The sequence below is a fragment of the Luteolibacter yonseiensis genome (assembly GCF_016595465.1).
In the GTDB taxonomy this organism is placed as follows: Bacteria; Verrucomicrobiota; Verrucomicrobiia; order Verrucomicrobiales; family Akkermansiaceae; genus Luteolibacter; species Luteolibacter yonseiensis.
The window spans coordinates 119,218-137,745 of the sequence record NZ_JAENIK010000002.1 but is presented as its reverse complement, the minus strand read 5'-3'; the positions used below and the strand labels follow the sequence as shown (position 1 = coordinate 137,745).

Here is an 18,528-nt window from a genome sequence, read left to right as displayed (position 1 = left end):
TCCCAACGATTTGGCCCACGCCCGGAGTTCCCTGCAAGATGGAATGACGAGGCCTTTTTCGGCATCGATAATGACCCCATCCCGCAACTTCGCACGCGTGGCGACCTCCTGAACCCCCAAGCCCTTCCGCTTCCTTTCCCGGCGCAGGAGCCCGAACACCTGGCGCAGGTAATGCAAGTCCGAGAATCCCTGGAACTGTTGTGAGGAAGGTTGGGCGAATGGACCGGAAGCGGCCCTTTCTGAGGCTGGAGCCAAGGCGGAAGCCGAAGCCGGGGAAGACGGAAAATCCAAAGAGATCATGATGCGGCCACCATTAGCTGGTGAAGTGCCATCATCCCTCACCAAGACAACATGTTGATAATACTACAGTGTGACGAAGACGTAACGTGATCGGGACCAGGACCGTCATGCACTTTTCAATCTTCATGTTGCAACGTGCAACTTGGCTCGCAAATAAAAAGCCCGCCATCTTCCGATGACGGGCTTTCACGGGTAGAAGGGATGTCAGGCATGCTGGCCGCGATGCGCGCCTTCCAGGATTTCCTCACACATCTTGTTGCAGAAATCCGGAAGGTCGTCGGGCGAGCGTGACGTCGTCAGTCCATTGTCCACCACGACACTCAGGTCTTCCCAAGTGGCTCCGGCATTTTCCAGATCCAGCCGGATGGATGAATAGGAGGTCAGCGTCCTGCCGTCCACCAGGTCCGCCTCGATCAGCAATTGACCGGCATGACAGATGGCCGCCACGGGTTTCTGCTGTTCGAAGAACTCACGCACGAACTCCACGGCATCGGGAATGGTCCTGAGCTTGTCGGAATTGAGGACTCCACCGGGCAAAACCAGAGAGTCGTAGTAGTCCGCGTTGACCTCGGCCAGGGCCTTGTCCACCTTCCGCGATTGTCCCCAGTCCTTGCCGCTCCAGCCGCGGATGGTGCCAGCCTTGGGCGCGACGATGTCGACCTGGGCACCGCAGGTCTGCAGCGCTTCCACGGGCACATCCAGTTCGGATTGTTCGAAGCCATCGGTCGCCAGGACGGCGACGCGTTTTCCAGAGAGATCATAAGTCGCCTTGAGTAGATTGAAGTCGGTTTTCATGGTCCGCCCGCTCTCGCATGAACCATGCCGCGGGTAATCCGTTGGAATGGCAGTGTTTCGGACGAACAGGTGACTTTACGCGGATGCATGTTGCACCTGTTTTTTGCAATTCGCATCCCGCACGTCCCGAAGAGAGACCTGCGTTGGCGGAAGGACCCGTTCAACAGCAAGACCCTACGGCTGAACGTGCCCCATGGCATGACTCGTGATGAAGGATGCACATCCCGGGCTGGCGTGAAAACGTGCCCGGTCATCCATCACCCCTATCTGACCTACTATGAAAGCGAACAACGATGTGGAAGCTCCGGAGGAAGCCATCTATGCCCCGGAAAGCCATCCGGTGGCCGGAGGAATCGGCGCCTTGGGTGGCGCGGCGGCGGGTGCGGCACTCGGAGCTGGCCTCGGTCCCCTCGGGGCCGTTACCGGGGCTGTCATTGGAGTCGCCTGTGGAGCCATCGCCGGAAAAGCGATCGCCGCAGGAATTGATCCGGAAGCCGAGGACGTCTACTGGCAGAAGCAATACCGTCACGAACCCTATTATGAGAGCGAGTATGCCTACGACGACTATGGCCCGGCCTACCGCCTGGGCTGGCAGCTATACTCTCCCCACCAGTCGTTCGAGGCTGCGGAAAAAGTCATGAGCGACGAATGGGCTCAAGGGCGCGGTTCATCAAAGCTTGAGTGGAACCAGGCCAGACACGCCGCGAAAGCCGGTTGGAGCAGGATCGGTTCGCTTCAGGTGGGGGACTGATCATCACATCCGACCCGATTACAATCATACCTCCCCGGAATAACCCATCAACAACCACCAGCCATGCCACAGGGAGATAAATCCAGCTACACGGACAAACAAAAACGCCAGGCCGAACATATCGAGGAAAGCTATGAGAAACGCGGTGTTTCGAAGGATGAGGCGGAAAAACGGGCATGGGCCACCGTCAACAAGGAGTCCGGTGGCGGTAAAAAATCCGGAAGCGGTAGGAAGACGGCTTCCAGGAAGGTCGGAAAGCAGGCGCGGAAATGAAGCTGGTCTACACCACCGACCAAATGCCGGGATACCGGAGGCTTCGCAAGGGAAAGGGGTTCTCATTCCGGCTGCCGGACGGAAGCCGCCTGCTTGATGAGGGCGAGAGGCGCAGGATCCTCTCGCTTGCCATCCCTCCGGCCTATGACGATGTCTGGATCTGTTCCTTGGCAAACGGCCATCTCCAGGCGACCGGCATCGATGCGAGGAAACGCAAACAATACCGTTATCATCCGCTATGGCACGAAGGTGCCGCGGATCGGAAGTTCGAAATGCTCGCCTCCTTCGCCGCGGCGCTGCCGAAAATACGGGCAAGCCTCCGCAGGGAACTGTCCGACACGGAACTCACCCGGGAACGGGTGATCGCGGGCATTGTCGCCTTGTTGGATCTGACCGGCTACCGCATCGGCAATTCGCGCTATGTCAGGGAAAACAAGACCTTCGGGATTTCGTCGCTGCTGGGACGGCACCTGAGGGAGGAGGACGGACACCTGCTTATGAAATTCCGCGGCAAGGCCGGGCACGAGCACCAGGCCGAGATTTCCCACCCGCGTCTGACGAGGCTGATCGCGGAACTCCAGGAGCTTCCCGGACAGCACCTTTTCCGCTACGAGGATACGGATGGAAATTTGCACGACATCGGGACCTCCGATGTGAATGCGTGGCTCAAGGAAACGGGCGGGGGCGACTATACCGCCAAGCAGTTCAGGACGTGGCGTGCCAGCCTCTTGTTCGCAAGACAACTGGCGGTATCTCCCCCACCCGATTCAGCCACCGCGCGCGAACGGATGGTGCGCGAGGCCATCAAGACCACCGCGGTCAATCTGAACCACACTCCGGCCACCTGTCGCAAATATTACATCCACCCTGCCCTGATCACCGCCTACCGGAGCGGCGAACTCCACACGGTGATGAACTCGACCCCTCCCCGCCTGAGCCGGATCAATGGCACGGCGAAACTGCAAGCCGATGAAAGACGGGTTTTCAAATTGATCACGGGCGCCGTCCGCCGTCCGCTCCGGGCTTGATCATGGCAAGGGAGGCCCGGTGGAGATCCGGTCGATGACTGGCACGACCGGATCTCCCTATGGGATCATTGGATCAGAAGCCGTAGGAGGCGCCGATGCCGAAGGTTTGCGACGACTGCGAGTCCGAACGGAATTCACCACGATAGGTGATGCCGACGCGGGCATTGTCGGTGACGTCGTAGAACAGTCCGAGACCGAGGGTCGCGCCCTCGCTGTCGACACCCGGAGCGCTCACCGAGAATGGCACGCCGTCCGCGCCAGACGCGGCGAAGGTCGAGCCGACCTCATAGTCGGTGTCCGAAAGGTTTCCAACGTAGCCGACCCGGCCTCCAACCGAGAAGCGCTCCGCGAGCTGGTAGCTGATGTCAAAGCCGACATCGAGGAGCACGCTGTCGATGTCCTGCGAATCCACCGAGAGCGGAACACCCGGGCCGCTTTCCTCGAAGCTGTCCACGCTGCCACCGATGTAGGTGAGGGTCGCGCTCGGAGCCAGGCGGAAGCCATCCTTCTGATACAACACGGTGCTGACGCCCAGCGAGAGTTCGATCGAGTCCGCGCCGATGCCGTCGGCCCTCGCGTCCCCTTCGAAGCTGTCACGGGTGGCATCATAGTCGTAGCTGCCGTAGGCGGCGACGGCGGTGATCTTCGTCTGGTTCGGATCGTTGAAGCGGTAGCTGCCGAAGCCGCCGATGACGAGGCCCTTGGCGTCGGTGTCGATGAGCTGGCCCTCGATGTTTCCAGTGTCCAGGCCGAAGAGGCCGCCGACCTGGAAATTCTTGTCCACGTCGTGACGCACACCGGCGGTGGCTCCGGTCATCTCGATGTCGTAGGCGGCGTTCGACTCGGTGGCGTCGGTACCGTCCGAAGTGTTGTGGACGGTGGCGAACACCTGGGTCTTGCCGACGCGGGCGACGGTGGCGGCGCTCTCCACCTCACGCACGTGGTTGCGCAACGATTGCTCGGTGTAGTCCGCCATTCCGCGGTGCACTTCCGGAGAAAGCAGGTTCATCGTGTTCGCATCGATCGTGCCCGGATTGGAGAACGTCGACTGATACAGCGCGGTGGCCAGCTGGGCATCCCCGTTGGTCGGGCCGCTGATGAACTTGACGAGCTTGCCCGAGCCGGACGGATTGTCCACGAGCACGACGTTTTTCTGCCCCGGAGCCACAGCATCGTCATACAGCGCGAGATAGGTGGCGGTCTGGTTCTTGGACAGGTTCAGGTATTTGGCGGCGTTTTGTGTGCCGCCGGCCATACCGATCGCGATGCCGGTGCGGTCGTTGAAGAGCACGCCGTTGTCAAAACCGATGGTGGTGAAACCGGACACGCCATTCGAATAGGTATTGGCATCGATGAGCTGCGCCATCTCCCCATTCGCAAGACCCGATCCGTCGTTGGTGAGGACAAGGTCGCCACCGAGATTCGCATGATCGGCGCTGATCTGCTCGAAGTCGTTCTTGTCATTCAGGGCGAGGGCGATTGTGCCGCGGGTGTAGAGATCGCCGGTGATGGTCAGCTTGTCCCCCATCGAGTCCACGGCCAGCGTGCCGAAGTTTCTGAGGTTTCCATTGATCACTCCGGTTCCCTTCAGCGTGCCGGGGGTGTTGATGAGGGTCGGTGAATTGACCGTGCCGGTGAGTGTGAGGGTTCCGCTGTCCACATGGAGGAAACCTCCGCCGATGGTGCCCGAGACCAGGACGTCCCCGGTGCTGGTGGTGTCTGCGAGCAGATGGCCGGAAATCCTGCCTCCGCCAAGTGTCGCACCATCCGTGGCGGTCAGGCTGCCGGTGCCGGAAAGCTCGCCATTGCCGTTCTGCGCGTAGGTTTTCACCGTATCGTCGAGATTCAGCCAGAGCTGGCCGTCGTTGGTGATCTCGGCCACGGAGGAAAGGCCTCCCGCGGCGTCCAACAAGGAGGCACCTGCGGAGATGTTCACCGGAGTGTTCGTCGAGGTTCCGGTGAGGGTCAGCGTGCCGGCGGTGATGGCAAGCGAGCCGCCGCCGATGGAACCGGAAACCAGAACCGTGCCGGTGCTGGTGGTGCTTCCGAGGAGCTGGCCGGAGACCGTGCCGCCATTGAGGGTCGCACCGTTGGTCGCGGTGAGTGCGGCGGTTCCTGTGAGGACACCGCTGCCATTCTGGGTGTAGGTGGAAACGGCATCCGCGGAATCCACCGTGAGCAGGCCCGCGTTTGTCACAACCGCCGCGGAGGAGAGACCTCCATTGACATCCACGAGCGAAGCGCCTGCGGAAATGTCCACCGGGGTGTTTGTGGATGATCCGAAGAGGCTCAGGACGCCGCCGGTCACGGCAAGAGAACCGCCGCCGATGGTGCCGGTGACGACCACGGTTCCGGTGGTGGTCGTATTCCCCAACAGATTTCCCGAGACCGAGCCTCCGTTGAGGGTCGCACCGTTTGTCGCTGTCAATGTCGCGATACCGGAGAGTTCGCCGAGGTTCTGGGTGTAGGTGGAAACGGTGTCGTCGGCATCCACGAGGAGCAGGCCCGCGTTCGTGACGGTGGCGGAGGCGAAGAGGCCGCCGTTGGAATCCAGCAAGGAAGCACCGGAAGAAATCGAAACCGGTGTATTGGTCGAGGTGCCGCTGAGGATCAGAACGCCTCCGGTCACCGAGAGCGAACCATCACCGATGGAGCCGGAAACAAGTACGTTGCCGGTGCTGGTGGTGTTGCCGAGAAGCTGGCCGGAAACGGTGCCTCCGTTGAGTGTGGCACCACCTGTCGCGGTGAGGGCGGCGCTGCCCGCCAGGGTTCCACCGCCGTTCTGCGTATAGGTGGAAACGGTGTCGGCGGAGTTCACCGTGAGCAGGCCCGCGTTCGTGACCAGGGCGCTGGCGAAGAGTCCGCCGTTGGAATCCAGCAATGAGGCACCTGCGGAAATGTTCACGGGGGTGTTCGTCGAGATGCCGGTGAGGGTCAGCGTGCCAGCCGTGACGGCAAGAGAACCTCCGCCGATCGAGCCGGAAACGAGGACCGTGCCGGTGCTGGTTGTATTACCCAGCAGGTGACCGGAGATTTCTCCGCCGTTGAGTGTCGCACCATCGGTCGCGGTCAGGCTGCCGGTGCCTGCGAGGACGCCGCTGCCGTTCTGCACGTAGGTTTTGACAGTGTCGTCGAGGTTCAACAGGAGTTGCCCGGCGTTGGTGATTTCAGCAAGCGCGGAAAGACCGCCGTTGGAATCCACCAGGGAAGCGCCCGACGAAATGTTCACCGGAGTGTTCGTCGAGGTGCCGGTGAGGGTCAGCGTGCCGGCCGTGACGGCAAGCGATCCGCCACCGATCGAACCGGACACCAGGACGGTTCCGGTGCTGGTGGTGTTGCCCAGAAGCTGGCCGGAAACAGTGCCGCCGTTGAGCGTCGCACCACCCGTTGCGGTGAGCGCGGCGGTTCCCGCGAGGGTACCCGTGCCATTCTGGGTGTAGGTGGAGACGGAATCGGCGGAATTCACGGTGAGCAGGCCCGCGTTCGTAACGACGGCCGCAGAGAAGAGACCGCCGTTGGAGTCCAACAATGCGGCACCGGAAGCGATGGTCACAGGAGTGTTGGTCGAGGTGCCGGTGAGTGTCAGGGTGCCGGTGTCCACGTGCAGGAAGCCGCCGCCGATGGTGCCGGAAACGAGCACCGATCCGGTGCTGGTTGTGTCTCCGAGGAGATTTCCGGAAACCGTGCCGCCGTTGAGCGATGCGCCGCCGGTCGCCGTGAGCGTGCCGGTCCCGGCGATGGTGCCGCCCGTGCTGACGAGCGTGCCGATGGTGTCGGATCCGTTCAGGGTAAGCGTGGTGGCGTTCGCGAGTTTCACCTGGATGGTGTCAACCAGGTTGTTGCCTGTGAGAACGACCGACGATGTCTGCACGTCGAGCGTCGTCGCGGTCAGGGTGGATCCCGCGGTGAAGGTGCTGGTGCCTGTGGAGGTGAGCGTCATCACGCTGGCGGTGCTGGCACCGACGAAGCTCGTGTCAGAGTCCTCCTGGATGGCCACCGTTCCGGCGGAGTTCACATTGAGAGATCCGAAGTTCGTGGTCTGGCCCGCGCCGCCAAGCTGGATCGATGTGCCGCTGATGGTGGCCAGACCGGAAACGGTGAGGTTCGACGCATCCGTCACGGCTCCTGTGGATGACAGGGTCAGGCTGGCGGCGGTGCTGGTGCCGGTGAGCGAGGTGGCGGAATTTTCCGCAATGGTCACCGCGCCCGCCGAGTTGAAGGTCAGGCTGCCGAAGTTGACCGAATCTCCCGCGACCGTGCCGAGCGTGATGTTCGCTCCGGTGAGGTTGGCATTGTTGGTGACGGTGAGGTTTGTCGAGGCGTCGTTGGTGATGTCACCGGTGGAGGTCAGCGTGAGGCTGGAGCCGGTGCTGGTGCCGGTCAGCAAGGTGGCGGAATCTTCGGAGATCGTCACCGCCCCGCCCGCATTGAAGGTCAGCGAACCGGCATTGAACGAGTCTCCCGCCGTCGTGCCAAGCGTGATGCTGGTGCCCGCGAGGTTCGCATTGTTCGTGATGGTGATGTTCGCCGTCGCGTTGTTGGTGATGTCCGCGGCCGATGTCAGCGTGAGGCTCGCACCCGTGCTCGTGCCGGTGAGGAGCGTGGACGAATCTTCTGAGATCGTCACCGCGCCCGCCGAGTTGAAGGTCAGCGAACCGAAGTTCACCGCATCGCCGGCGGTGGTGCCCAGGGTGATGCTGGTACCGGTGAGGCTGGCGTTGCCCGCGATGGCGAGATTCGCGGTGGCATCGTTGGTGATGCCCGCCGAGGAGGTCAGGACGAGGCTGGAACCGGTGCTGCCACCCGTGAGCAGCGTCGAGGAATCTTCCGAAATGGTCACCGCACCCGCCGAGTTGAAGGTCAGCGAACCGAAGTTGATCGAATCACCCGCGCTGGTGCCCAGGGTGATGCTGGTGCCGGCGAGGTTCGCGTTGTTCGCGACGGTCAGGTTCGTCGTGGTGTCGTTGGTGATCCCGGCGGTGGAGGTCAGGGCGAGGCTCTGACCGGTGCTGGTGCCGCTCAACAAGGTGGAGGAATCTTCGGAAACGATCACCGCGCCCGCCGAGTTGAAGGTCAGCGAACCGAAGTTCATCGAGTCGCCCGCCGTGGTTCCCAGCGTGATGCTGGTGCCGGTGAAGCTCGCGTTGTTCGTGATCGCTACGTTCGCGGAAGCGTTGTTGGTGATGCCGGCCGCGGAGGTGAGCGCGAGCGTGGAACCGGTGCTGGCTCCGCTCAGCAGTGTGGACGAGTCTTCGGAAATCGTCACCGCCCCGGTCGAGTTGAAGGTCAGCGAGCCGAAGTTCACCGAGTCTCCCGCCGTCGTGCCGAGCGTGATGCTGGTGCCGGTGAAGCTGGCGTTGTTCGTGATCGTGAGATTCGCGGAAGCATCGTTGGTGATGGCACCGGTGGAGGTCAGCACGAGGCTGGCACCGGTGCTCGTGCCGCTCAACAGGGAGGAGGAGTCTTCGGAAATGATCACCGCACCTGCCGAGTTGAAGGTCAGGGATCCGAAGTTCACCGAATCGCCCGCCGTCGTGCCAAGCGTGATGCTGGTGCCGGTGAGGTTCCCGTTGTTGGTGACCGTCAGGGTCGCCGTGGCATCATTGGTGATGGCGCCCGTGGAGGTCAGCGTCAGGGTCGAGCCCGTGCTGGTGCCGGTGAGAAGTGTCGAGGAATCCTCTTGAACCGTCACCGTTCCCGCCGAGTTGAAGGTCAGCGAACCGAAGTTCACCGAATCACCGGCGCTGGTGCCCAAGGTGATGCTGGTGCCGCTCAGATTCGCATTGTTGGTGACGGTCAGATTGGCAGTGCCGTTGTTCGTGATGTCCGAGGTCGAGGTCAGCACGAGGCTGGAACCGGTGCTCGTGCCGGTGAGAAGCGTGGACGAGTCTTCCGAAATCGTCACCGCGCCAGCCGAATTGAAGGTCAGCGAGCCGAAGTTGAACGAATCACCCGCCGTGGTTCCCAAGGTGATGCTGGTGCCGGAGAGGTTGGCGTTGTTCGTGATCGCGACGTTTGCGGAAGCATCGTTGGTGATCGCGGCGAGGGAATTCAGCACGAGGCTCAGGCCGGTGCTGGTGCCGCTCAACAAGGTGGACGAATCTTCGGAAACCGTCACCGCTCCCGTGGCGTTGAAGGTCAGCGAGCCGAAGTTGATCACGTCGCCCGCGGTGGTGCCCAGTTCGATGGTCGTGCCGGTGAGGCTGGCGTTGTTCGTCACCGTGAGATTCGCGGTGGCGTTGTTGGTGATCCCGGCGGTGGAGGTGAGAGCGAAGCTTGCCGCGGTGCTCGTGCCTGTGAGCAGGGTGGAGGAATCTTCCGAGATCGTCACCGCGCCCGCCGAGTTGAAGGTCAGCGAACCGAAGTTGACGGAATCCCCACCGGTGGTTCCCAGCGTGATGCTGGTGCCGCTGAGGCTCGCGTTGTTGGTGATGGCAAGGTTCGCGGTGCCGTCATTGGTGATGCCCGCGGTGGAACTCAACACCAGGCTGGAACCCGTGCTCGCTCCGCTCAGCAGCGTGGAGGAATCCTCCGAGATGATCACCGCGCCGGTGGCGTTGAAGGTCAGCGAGCCGAAGTTCATCGTGTCGCCCGCCGCCGTTCCGAGCGTGATGCTGGTGCCGGTGAGGCTCGCGTTGTTGGTGATGGAAAGACTGGCCGCGCCGTTGTTCGTGATGTCGGCGGTGGAGGTCAGCGCGAGACTTGAGCCGGTGCTGGTGCCGGTGAGGAGGGTGGAGGAATCTTCCGAGATCGTCACCGCGCCTGTCGAATTGAAGGTCAGCGAACCGAAGTTCACCGAATCCCCCGCCGAAGTGCCCAGAGTGATGCTGGTGCCGCTCAGGTTCGCGTTGCCCGTGATCGCCAGGCTGGCGGCGGCGGCATTGGTGATCCCGTCCGCCGAGGTCAGGACAAGGCTGGAACCCGTGTTCGCGCCGGTCAGATGGGTGGACGAGTCCTCGCTGATCGTGACAGCACCGGTTGAGTTGAAGGTCAGCGAATCGAAGTTCATCGAATCACCCGATGTCGTGCCAAGTGTGATCGAGGTACCCGTGAAATTCGCGTTTCCGGTGATGGCGAGATTCGCCGAGCCGGTATTGGTGATGTCCGAAGCGGAGGTCAGGGTGAGGCTCGAACCGGTGCTTGTGCCCGTGAGCGAAGTGGAGGAATCCTCGCTGATCGTGACAGCGCCGGTGGAATTGAAGGTGAGGGAGCCGAAATTCACCGAGTCCCCTGCCGTGGTTCCCAACGTGATGCTGGTGCCGGTGAGGTTCGCGTTGTTCGTCACCGTGAGATTGGCGGTTCCGGTGTTCGTGATGTCACCGGCCGATGTTAGTTCGAGCGACAGTCCCGTGCTCGTGCCGGTAAGCAGGGTCGATGAATCTTCGGAAATCACCACCGCACCACCGGAGTTGAAGGTCAGCGAGCCGAAGTTCACCGAGTCGCCCGCCGTCGTGCCCAAGGTGATGCTGGTGCCGGTGAGGTTCGCGTTGTTCGTGATCGCGAGATTCGCTGTGCCGTCGTTGGTGATGCCGGCGGCGGAGGTCAGCACCAGCGATGAACCGTTGCCGGCACCGCTGAGCAGCGTCGAGGAATCCTCGGAGATCGTCACCGACCCGGTGGAATTGAACGTGAGCGAACCGAAATTGATCACATCGCCCGCGGCCGTGCCGAGCGTGATGTTCGTGCCGGTCAGATTCGCGTTGTTCGTCACATTGAGGCTCGCACTGGCGCTGTTGGTGATGTCCGCGATGGAGTTGAGCACCAGGCTCAGGCCGGTGTTCGCACCGGTGAGCAAGGTGGACGAGTCCTCGAAAACGGTCACCGCTCCCGCCGAATTGAAGGTCAGCGAACCGAAGTTGAACACCTCCCCGGCGGTCGTGCCAAGCGTGATGCTGGCGCCCGCGAGGTTCGCATTGTCCGTCACCGTGACATTCGCACTGGTGCTGCTGGTGATCCCCGCGGTCGAGGTCAGTGCGAGGCTCTGGCCGGTGCTCGTGCCGGTGAGATGGGTGGAGGAATCTTCTGAAATCGCCACCGCTCCGGTCGCGTTGAAGGTCAGCGAGCCGAAGTTCACCAAGTCCCCCGCCGTCGTGCCCAGCGTGATCGCGGTGCCGGTGAGGCTGGCATTGTCGGTCACGGAGAGTTCCGCCGTGCCGTTGTTGGTGATTTCATTGATGGATGTCAGCTCGAGCGAAAGCGCCGTGCTGGTCCCGGTGAGCAGCGTGGAGGAGTTTTCGGAAATCGTCACCGCTCCTCCGGAGTTGAAGGTCAGGGATCCGAAGTTCACCGAATCCCCCGCTGTCGTCCCGAGCGTGATGCTGGTGCCGGTGAGATTCGCGTTGTTGGTGATGGCGAGGTTCGCCGTGCCGTCATTGGTGATTCCCAGGGCGGAGTTCAGCACGAGACTCTGTCCGGTGCTCGTGCCGCTGAGGAGCGTCGACGAGTCTTCGGAAATCGTGACCGCTCCGGTCGAGTTGAAGGTCAGCGAACCGAAGTTCATGCTGTCGCCCGGCGTGGTGCCCAGCGTGACGCTGGTGCCGGTGAAGCTCGCGTTGCCGGTGATCGTGACATTCGCCGAACCGTTGTTGGTGATTCCGGCGGTGGAGGTCAGGGCGAGGCTCTGGCCGGTGCTGGTGCCGGTGAGGAGCGTCGCAGAGTCTTCCTGGATCGTGACCGTTCCGGAGGAATTGAAATTGAGCGAGCCGAAATTCGTCGTCTCCCCCGCCCCGCCGATCGTGATCGTGGCTCCGCCCAAGGTCGCCACACCGGCAACCGAAAGATTTCCGCTGTCCGTGAGGGCGCCGCCGGAAATGGCGGTGAGGTTGCTGGTCACCGTCAGGGACTGGAGGTCGAAGGAGGTGGTGTCCTGGACATTGACATTCGCCAGCGTGCCGCTGGAGGCGACGAAGGTCACGGTGCCGTTGAAAACGTTGCCCGCGTTGCTGACGATGATGTCCTGTCCGGCACCCGCGGTGAGGGTGGTGTTTCCGCCGACATTGAAGGCGGTGTCGTCGAGCACGATCGAATTCGCCCCGCCCGCGCTGATGTTCGCCGCGCCGGTCACGCCCAATGTCGTGCCCGCCTGATCGGTGATCCCGGCGGCGGAGGTCAGGAGGAGGCTGCCCGCGGTGTTCGTTCCGGTCAGCACCGTGGCGGAATCCTCGGCGATGTTCACCGCGCCGGTGGAATTGAAGTTCAATGACCCGGTGTTGAAGGTGCCGTTGCCAAGAGTGATGCTCGTGCCGCTGAAACTGCCCAGTCCGGTGACGGTGACACTTCCGCCCGCCGCATCCGTCAGGGATCCGGTGGAGGAAATGGACGCGCTGCCCGCGGTGTTCGTGCCGACGAGATCCGTGTTGCTGTCCTCGGCGATGTTGACCGCACCCGCGGAGTTGAAGTTCGTGGTCAGGGCGTTGAAGGTTCCCCCGCTGCCGAGCGTGATAGCGGTTCCGGTGAGTGTGAGGACTCCGGTATCCACGCTGGCGGCTCCGGCGTCGGAAATCGCGCCAACCGCCGAGAGGGTCGTCGTGCCGCCGGTGTTCGCACCGACAAGGTCGATCCCGCTGTCCTCGGAGATGGTCACCGTTCCCGCGGAGTTGAAGCTCAGGGTTCCGGTGTTGAAGGTGCCAGTGCTGCCCAGATCGAGCGAGGTGCCGGTGAAGCTGCCCAGACCGGTGACCGTCATGCTGGTGGCTCCCACATCGGAAATGTGACCGCTGGACGTGAGGACCACGCTGGTGCCGCCATTCGCACCGACAAGGTCCGTATTGCTGTCCTCGCTGACACTGATGTTTCCACCGGAGACCGTCAGGGTGCCGAAGTTCGTGGTTTCCCCGCTGTCGCCGAGCGTGATGCCCGAGCCATTGGAAACAAACGTGGCGTTGTTCACCACGCTGATGTTGCCGGTGTCGGTGATCGCGTCGGCGGATGTCAGGCTCAGCGAGGTGGCCGAGACTCCGGCAAGCACCGAGCTGCTGTCTTCGGTGATCGTGATCGCGGAGCCGGTGAGGTTGAGGCTGCCGAAGTTCGTCACGTCGCCCGCATTGTCACCGAGGGTGATGGCATTCGCCCCCGCGTTCAGGGTGGCGAGGCCGGAGACCTGGACCGAGGCACCGGAAAGATCCGTGATGCTGCCTGTGGATGTCAGCGTGAGTGTCGTCGTCCCCGCGCCCTGCAACACCGTGGCGTCCACCTCATTCACCGTCACCGCGCCGCCGTCCAACTGGAGGCTGCCGAATTTGTTGTCCGATGTCAGGGTGATGGAACCCGATCCGGCGTCGAAATCCGCCAAACCATCGATCTCGAGCTTGCGGATCGCCGCTTGGGTGACTCCGGTGGAAACCACCGCGAGCTGGCTGCTCCCGCCGGCAAGGATGACGTCGGCATCAAAGGAGACATTCTGACCGGCGTTCAGGGTGAGATCGCCACCGCCGATGTTGGTGATGGTGGCCCCGATGGCGATCGCGCCGTCTGCCCCGAGGGTCAGGTCGCTGCCGGACGCCCAAGTGATCGAGTCCACCACCGAAATCTGTCCGCCCAACGGGCCGGTACCAGCCGCGGTGACCGTGCTCACCACGACATCCGCCGTGCCAAGAGCTCCGGTAAGCGTGGAGGCGTTCAGATTGGAAGTTCCGCCATTGTTCGTCGCATCAATGAATGGCGAGACGGCGGAGATATCAACATCCGCGACGTTGCTGATGGTGATGTCCGCCGTGCCAGCCAGCACCAGATGCGTGCCCATGGAGAAGAAGATGACGGATGAAAGCAGTTTGCGGGATGGTTTCATGAAGGGTGAATGTTACGGTAAAGGGATGAGGGGCGGATGGATCAGTTGAGTCCGTGGACGGGATATTTCTCGGAAATGGTGTCTTGAAATTTGGTTTCGGCCTCCTGCCGGAGCCGTTGTTGTTCGTTGCGGGCGAGTTCGTCGGCGACGGACTCGAAACTCCGCAGGACGGCGGGTTGCCCGGCCATGACGCGGACGAGGAAAACGCCTTCGGGTCTGTGGATGACCTCGCTCACCCCGCCGGCGGCCGGCAGCTCGAAGGCGATCTCCGCAACGGCCTTGGACCATGGATCCATGGTCCCGCCGCTTTCCAACCAACCGACGACGCCGCCCTTGTAGCGGCTGGCCTGATGCTCGGAGTAATCGACGCTCAGCACCGAGAAACCCTGGTCCGGGTGCGATTTCAACTCGCTGTTTTCCGCATACCACTGCCGCGCGGCGGTGAGTTTTTCCACATACTGCTTTTCGCGTTCGGGATTGCCGTTCGGATTCAGCCAAAGAACGGCGACCTGACGCTTTTCGTTCGAGCGGAAACGGGATTCGTTCGCCGTGTAGATCTCGCGGAGGCGGGATTCCGACGGTGTCGCGGCGGCGGTCTTGAGTTCGGGAGAAAGCTGGATTTCCTTCAACCGGCTTCCGAGCACCCGGGCGATTTCCGAGCGGACCACGGGATCATCCTGGAGACCGGCATCCAAGGCCGCCTGCGCGAGCTGGGCACGGGTGGCGAGCTCGGCAAGAGCCTGCTTGCGGGAATCATCCCCCGTCCGGCCGGGGTGTTTTTCCTTCAGGTGAAGATCGAGGTCAGACTGGAGGACAGAGATCGAACCGACGCTGAAAAGGGACTTGGGATCCGGCTTGGAGGGAGCGGGTCCGGATCGCGCGCTTTCCTCCCGGCCGCACGAAGGCAGCAGCGCGAGAAGAACAAATGCCGCCAGCGCCCCCGGTTGGCATGGACCGACCCGGCACGGGGTGATCCCGCGCATCGCCATGGCCATGGGTCTGAGGACTTGTCTCGTCATTTCGCCAGATTCCGGATCACGGCCTTGCCCGTTCCCCGTGTGAATTCCCACATCAGCAGGTGCTTGCCGGCGGTCGTCAGGTTTTTCCTGATTTTCACGGCATCGCTGTCGGTTTCGGACTGTCTCACGCCATCGATGTAAAACACGAGCGAATCGTTCCGATTTCCGCCAAGGATCTCCATTTCAAAGTCGAGCGAGACAGGACCGGTCACATTGGAGATGATGCGGTTGGTTTCGCCGGAATTGCCGCCGCTGCTTACGAGCGCGCCGGTGCCTGCATCCGCATTCCAGTTCGCGTTGCCGCTCATGCCGTATTGCGAGCTGCCCGTGGTTTGGGAAATGCTGCTGCTGGCGAGCTGGCCTGGCTCGGTCTTCATGCTGAGACGATAGAAGCGGCTGCGTCCCGATTGCTGTATCGGCGGGCCAAGGAGCTTGAGGCCGTTCGGATCAGCGTTCCGGACGAAGGTGCTGGTGGCATCGGAGAAGCCGCCGAGACTGTCGGATGCCTCCACATCCCATTTCAGGTCCGCTCCGTTGAACTGGCCGGCAGCGGTCAGCTCGGGGCGTCCGTTCACGACGCGCAGGGCGATGTTCGCCTTGTCCGCGTCATCCACCGACTTGAGGCCGTAAGCATACGCCTTCAGGTAATCCGCGACACGGTCAGGAGCGAGACGTTCGAGGTCCGCGCGGCAGGTCATGCTGCCCCGGCTGATGGTCGCGAGCCAGCGGTCGAAGCCTGCGCCGTTTGTCTCGGATGCGGTGTTGCCCACGTAGATGACCGCCTCGTGCGGGTCGCCCAGCAGATAACGGTCCTTCGAAGCGAGGCGGACGAGCAGGGCCTTCGGCCCCGCGGTGAGTCCGGAGGCAAGCGCGGAGATCTGGATTTCCTTGCTGGCCACACCCGCGGGGATCGTCACCGTCGTGGTATCAGGAATCGTGAAGTGGGTTCCGCTGACAGCCGTGCCACCGAGACGGTAGTTGACCGTCAGTGCCGAGGTCGTGCCGCCATTGCGGCGTACGACGATGCGGGCGGGCTGGGAAATGCCCGCGACGGCATTCGCCTGGGTGATTTCCAACCAGACCAGCGGGTTGTCCGTGACGGTCCGCGCGACAGAACCACCGCCGACGGTGTATTTGAACTGTGGCAGCACGGCCACCTCAAGATCGGAAACACCGTTGGTTTCCAGATCGGGCACCGGGTGGACGGTCACGGTCTTGGTGGTCTCACCACGTGCGAAGCTCACCACGGAGCGGGGTCCGTCGTTGGAGGAAGCGCCGTCAACCACGAATTTGCGGTTCGAACCCTGGATGAGACCGAGCGGCACGTCCAGCGCGGCACTCACTCCGGCGCCGCTGCGGGTGAGATTCACCGTGAACGATTGCGAGACCGACTCTCCGAGCGGCGCGGTGCCGGAACCCGGCGCGAGCGAAACCTGGACGGTCGTCGGGATATTCAGGCTGCCCATGCGGATGTGGCCTTCGGCGATGAGCCGGATGAGCTCGGTCGCGCCGAGCACCACGTTCTGCAGGACGATTTCCTGTTTGCTGCCATCCGGACGGCTGACGATGAGCGTGCTGTCCAGCGTGGGAATCTCCCCGCCGTAGTTCACATCAAGACGCACGGTGATGTGGTTGCGGGCGTCGCCGGTGACACCCCAGAAGGGTGCCGACAGGTCGAGAATGTCGTTTGCGGAATCGAAGTCGGTGATCTGGTCACGACCGAGATCCACCCCACCGAAGACGAAACGGTCCGCGCCGGGTCCGCCGGTGAGCAGGTCATCCCCCGCCCCGCCGGACAGGACGTCGTTGCCCGCGCCACCCGAAAGCTTGTCCTTGCCGAAGCCGCCGCGCACGATGCGTGATTCGGTGCCGGGTCCCGAGGCCAAGGTGATGTCCTTGAGGTTGGTGCTGAAGTCCCAGATCACCGCGCCGCTCCATTTGGACTGGAGGTAGTCGTTCACGCCGCGCAGCTTCTGCTCGGGCAGGGCGTTCGGGAAAACCAGCAGTTCCTGGATTCTCCCGGAGAAAACCTGATCCACCGGAGAGCCGGAGCCGCTCGGAAGCGCGGAACGCCGGGCACCAAGCGTCGGCAGGACCGGATCGATCGTCGCGGTGACGCGGTTCTCACCGTCGTAGGACAGTCCGAGCATGTTTTGCAGCAGGGAGTTCTGACGGCGGAAAATCGAGGTGGTGGGCTTGCCGGTGGCGTTCTCGTAGCCGAGAAGCGCGGTCCCATCCACCTGATAGGTGGGAGCCCCCGGGTAGGAAACCGCCTGTGCGGTGGCGGCGAGCTGGAGGTAACCACGGTTGGTGGAGAGCAGGGTTTGCGGAGCTGCCGAAGAGGCGGCGGCCGAATAGGATGCCAGCACCGTATGATCCCCGCCAGGCAGGGATGAATCCTGGAAGAAAAGGTGGGACGCGGCCACCTTCGAGAAATCCGCCGCGTGGTCCGTGACCTTCGGCTGATAGGCCGGCAACGGCTGTGTCGCGTTGCGGCCGTTGCCGGAACGGTCGGTCCAGGTGCTGACCGCCGCGCCGCCGGCCGGCAGGTCGTAACCATCGAGCCAGAGCGATGCGTCGCTGCCATCACGCGTGGTCGGAGACACGACGCGGACCTGGACGGCACCGGAAAATGCTTCTCCACCGTCGTTCCAACTGACCGGCAGGGATACGCCGCGCACCGACCGGTCCGCATGGGAGATCGTCAGCCGGCCCGAACGGAAATCGGTGAGCGGGAAAGCCTCGCCCTCTTCAAGCGGCTCGCCGTCATATTTGATCTCGAAGCCATTGCCGGAGTCCGCAAAAGTCAGGTGGATGCCGGAGTCCGCGGTATCGGAGTCCAGCACCTGTGGATAAATCCCGGCCTCGCCGGATTCCGGCACCAGGATTTCCGAAGTGACGAGCTGCGGATTGCGGTTGCTGAGGGCGGGATTGCTGCCACGGAGGAATTCCTGGAGGTTGCTCCAACCGTCGTTGTCGAAGTCACCGTTCGCATCCGCGAGGTTGGGATCCAGACCGAAGAGTTTCTCCCACCAGTCCGGCAGACCGTCGCCATCGCTGTCGGTGCTGTTTCCGGAGACGAGCAGGTCGAGCCGGTAGTCGCCGGAGCGGCTGGCGAAACTGAGGCCGTAGAATTCCTTGCTGCCGTCCGGCAATGTCGCAGGCACGCCGTCGATGGTGATTTCCTGGATCTTGAAATTCGTGGATGAGTTTCCGACCGCCAGGAACTGCCCGATGCGCGGGGCCTCCGGCAGGTACGCCAGAGGCACCTTCAGGGAGTAGGACCATGGCTTGGTCGCGCCGCTGCCGGTCGGCCGCAGTTCCGTTTCCAAGGTCACCCGGTTGGCCGGATTGCTCTGGTTGACGAAGGTGAGCTTCAGGTGACCGCTCTGGAGCAAGACCGTCTGGCCACCGCCGGATTTCCGGACTTCGCCGTAGAAGACGATGTCGGATTCGGTGAAGCCTTGGGCATGAACCGCCTGACCGAGCACGCCGAGGGCGGCGAGGATCACGGCAAAGATGAGGGCAAAGGTGTTTTTCATCGTGTTGGGATGGTTGGATGGTTTTTGGCCTCGG

General features: G+C 62.6%; 7 protein-coding genes. 3 read left to right on the top strand and 4 right to left on the bottom strand.

Annotated features, from left to right (window positions below):
* Nucleotides 1-504 precede the first annotated feature (504 nt).
* Complete coding sequence (locus tag JIN84_RS01490; RefSeq protein ID WP_200349248.1) at nucleotides 505-1,095, bottom strand: type 1 glutamine amidotransferase domain-containing protein; 591 nt, start codon at nucleotides 1,093-1,095, stop codon at nucleotides 505-507.
* A gap of 277 nt (nucleotides 1,096-1,372) precedes the next feature.
* On the opposite strand from JIN84_RS01490, the gene JIN84_RS01485 reads away from it, so the two are divergent.
* The 3 genes from JIN84_RS01485 to JIN84_RS01475 all read left to right on the top strand — a co-directional run bounded on the left by JIN84_RS01485 (nucleotide 1,373) and on the right by JIN84_RS01475 (nucleotide 3,147).
* Entirely contained in the window at nucleotides 1,373-1,846 is a 474-nt protein-coding gene (locus JIN84_RS01485) for a hypothetical protein (RefSeq protein WP_200349247.1), read from the top strand.
* 63 nt (nucleotides 1,847-1,909) lie between these two features.
* On the top strand, nucleotides 1,910-2,119 hold the full coding sequence (locus tag JIN84_RS01480; protein ID WP_200349246.1) for a hypothetical protein: 210 nt from the start codon (nucleotides 1,910-1,912) through the stop codon (nucleotides 2,117-2,119).
* Nucleotides 2,116-3,147: a DNA topoisomerase IB gene (locus tag JIN84_RS01475; protein WP_200349245.1), complete on the top strand. Its 1,032-nt coding sequence runs from the start codon at nucleotides 2,116-2,118 to the stop codon at nucleotides 3,145-3,147. The genes JIN84_RS01480 and JIN84_RS01475 overlap by 4 nt, the downstream gene beginning before the upstream one ends.
* A gap of 73 nt (nucleotides 3,148-3,220) precedes the next feature.
* Here JIN84_RS01475 and JIN84_RS01470 read toward each other — a convergent pair whose 3' ends face one another.
* The 3 genes from JIN84_RS01470 to JIN84_RS23180 are packed head-to-tail and all read right to left on the bottom strand — an operon-like array spanning nucleotide 3,221 to nucleotide 18,494.
* Complete coding sequence (locus JIN84_RS01470) at nucleotides 3,221-13,933, bottom strand: hypothetical protein (RefSeq protein WP_200349244.1); 10,713 nt, start codon at nucleotides 13,931-13,933, stop codon at nucleotides 3,221-3,223.
* A 41-nt stretch (nucleotides 13,934-13,974) separates the two neighbouring features.
* Nucleotides 13,975-14,952 carry a peptidylprolyl isomerase gene (locus JIN84_RS01465; RefSeq protein WP_200349243.1) on the bottom strand — a complete coding sequence of 326 codons (978 nt, stop codon included), beginning with the start codon at nucleotides 14,950-14,952 and terminating at the stop codon, nucleotides 13,975-13,977.
* A complete protein-coding gene (locus JIN84_RS23180) occupies nucleotides 14,949-18,494 on the bottom strand; it encodes a hypothetical protein (protein WP_267908136.1) in 3,546 nt (1,181 codons plus the stop codon). Before JIN84_RS23180 ends, JIN84_RS01465 begins: the two co-directional genes overlap by 4 nt.
* Nucleotides 18,495-18,528 lie beyond the last annotated feature (34 nt).

Excerpts from the sequence above, each read along its gene's own strand:
- JIN84_RS01490 (WP_200349248.1), bottom strand. The coding sequence starts at position 1,095 with ATGAAAACCGACTTCAATCTACTCAAGGCGACTTATGATCTCTCTGGA.
- JIN84_RS01485 (WP_200349247.1), top strand. The coding sequence starts at position 1,373 with ATGAAAGCGAACAACGATGTGGAAGCTCCGGAGGAAGCCATCTATGCC.
- JIN84_RS01480 (WP_200349246.1), top strand. The coding sequence starts at position 1,910 with ATGCCACAGGGAGATAAATCCAGCTACACGGACAAACAAAAACGCCAG.
- JIN84_RS01475 (WP_200349245.1), top strand. The coding sequence starts at position 2,116 with ATGAAGCTGGTCTACACCACCGACCAAATGCCGGGATACCGGAGGCTT.
- JIN84_RS01470 (WP_200349244.1), bottom strand. The coding sequence starts at position 13,933 with ATGAAACCATCCCGCAAACTGCTTTCATCCGTCATCTTCTTCTCCATG.
- JIN84_RS01465 (WP_200349243.1), bottom strand. The coding sequence starts at position 14,952 with ATGACGAGACAAGTCCTCAGACCCATGGCCATGGCGATGCGCGGGATC.
- JIN84_RS23180 (WP_267908136.1), bottom strand. The coding sequence starts at position 18,494 with ATGAAAAACACCTTTGCCCTCATCTTTGCCGTGATCCTCGCCGCCCTC.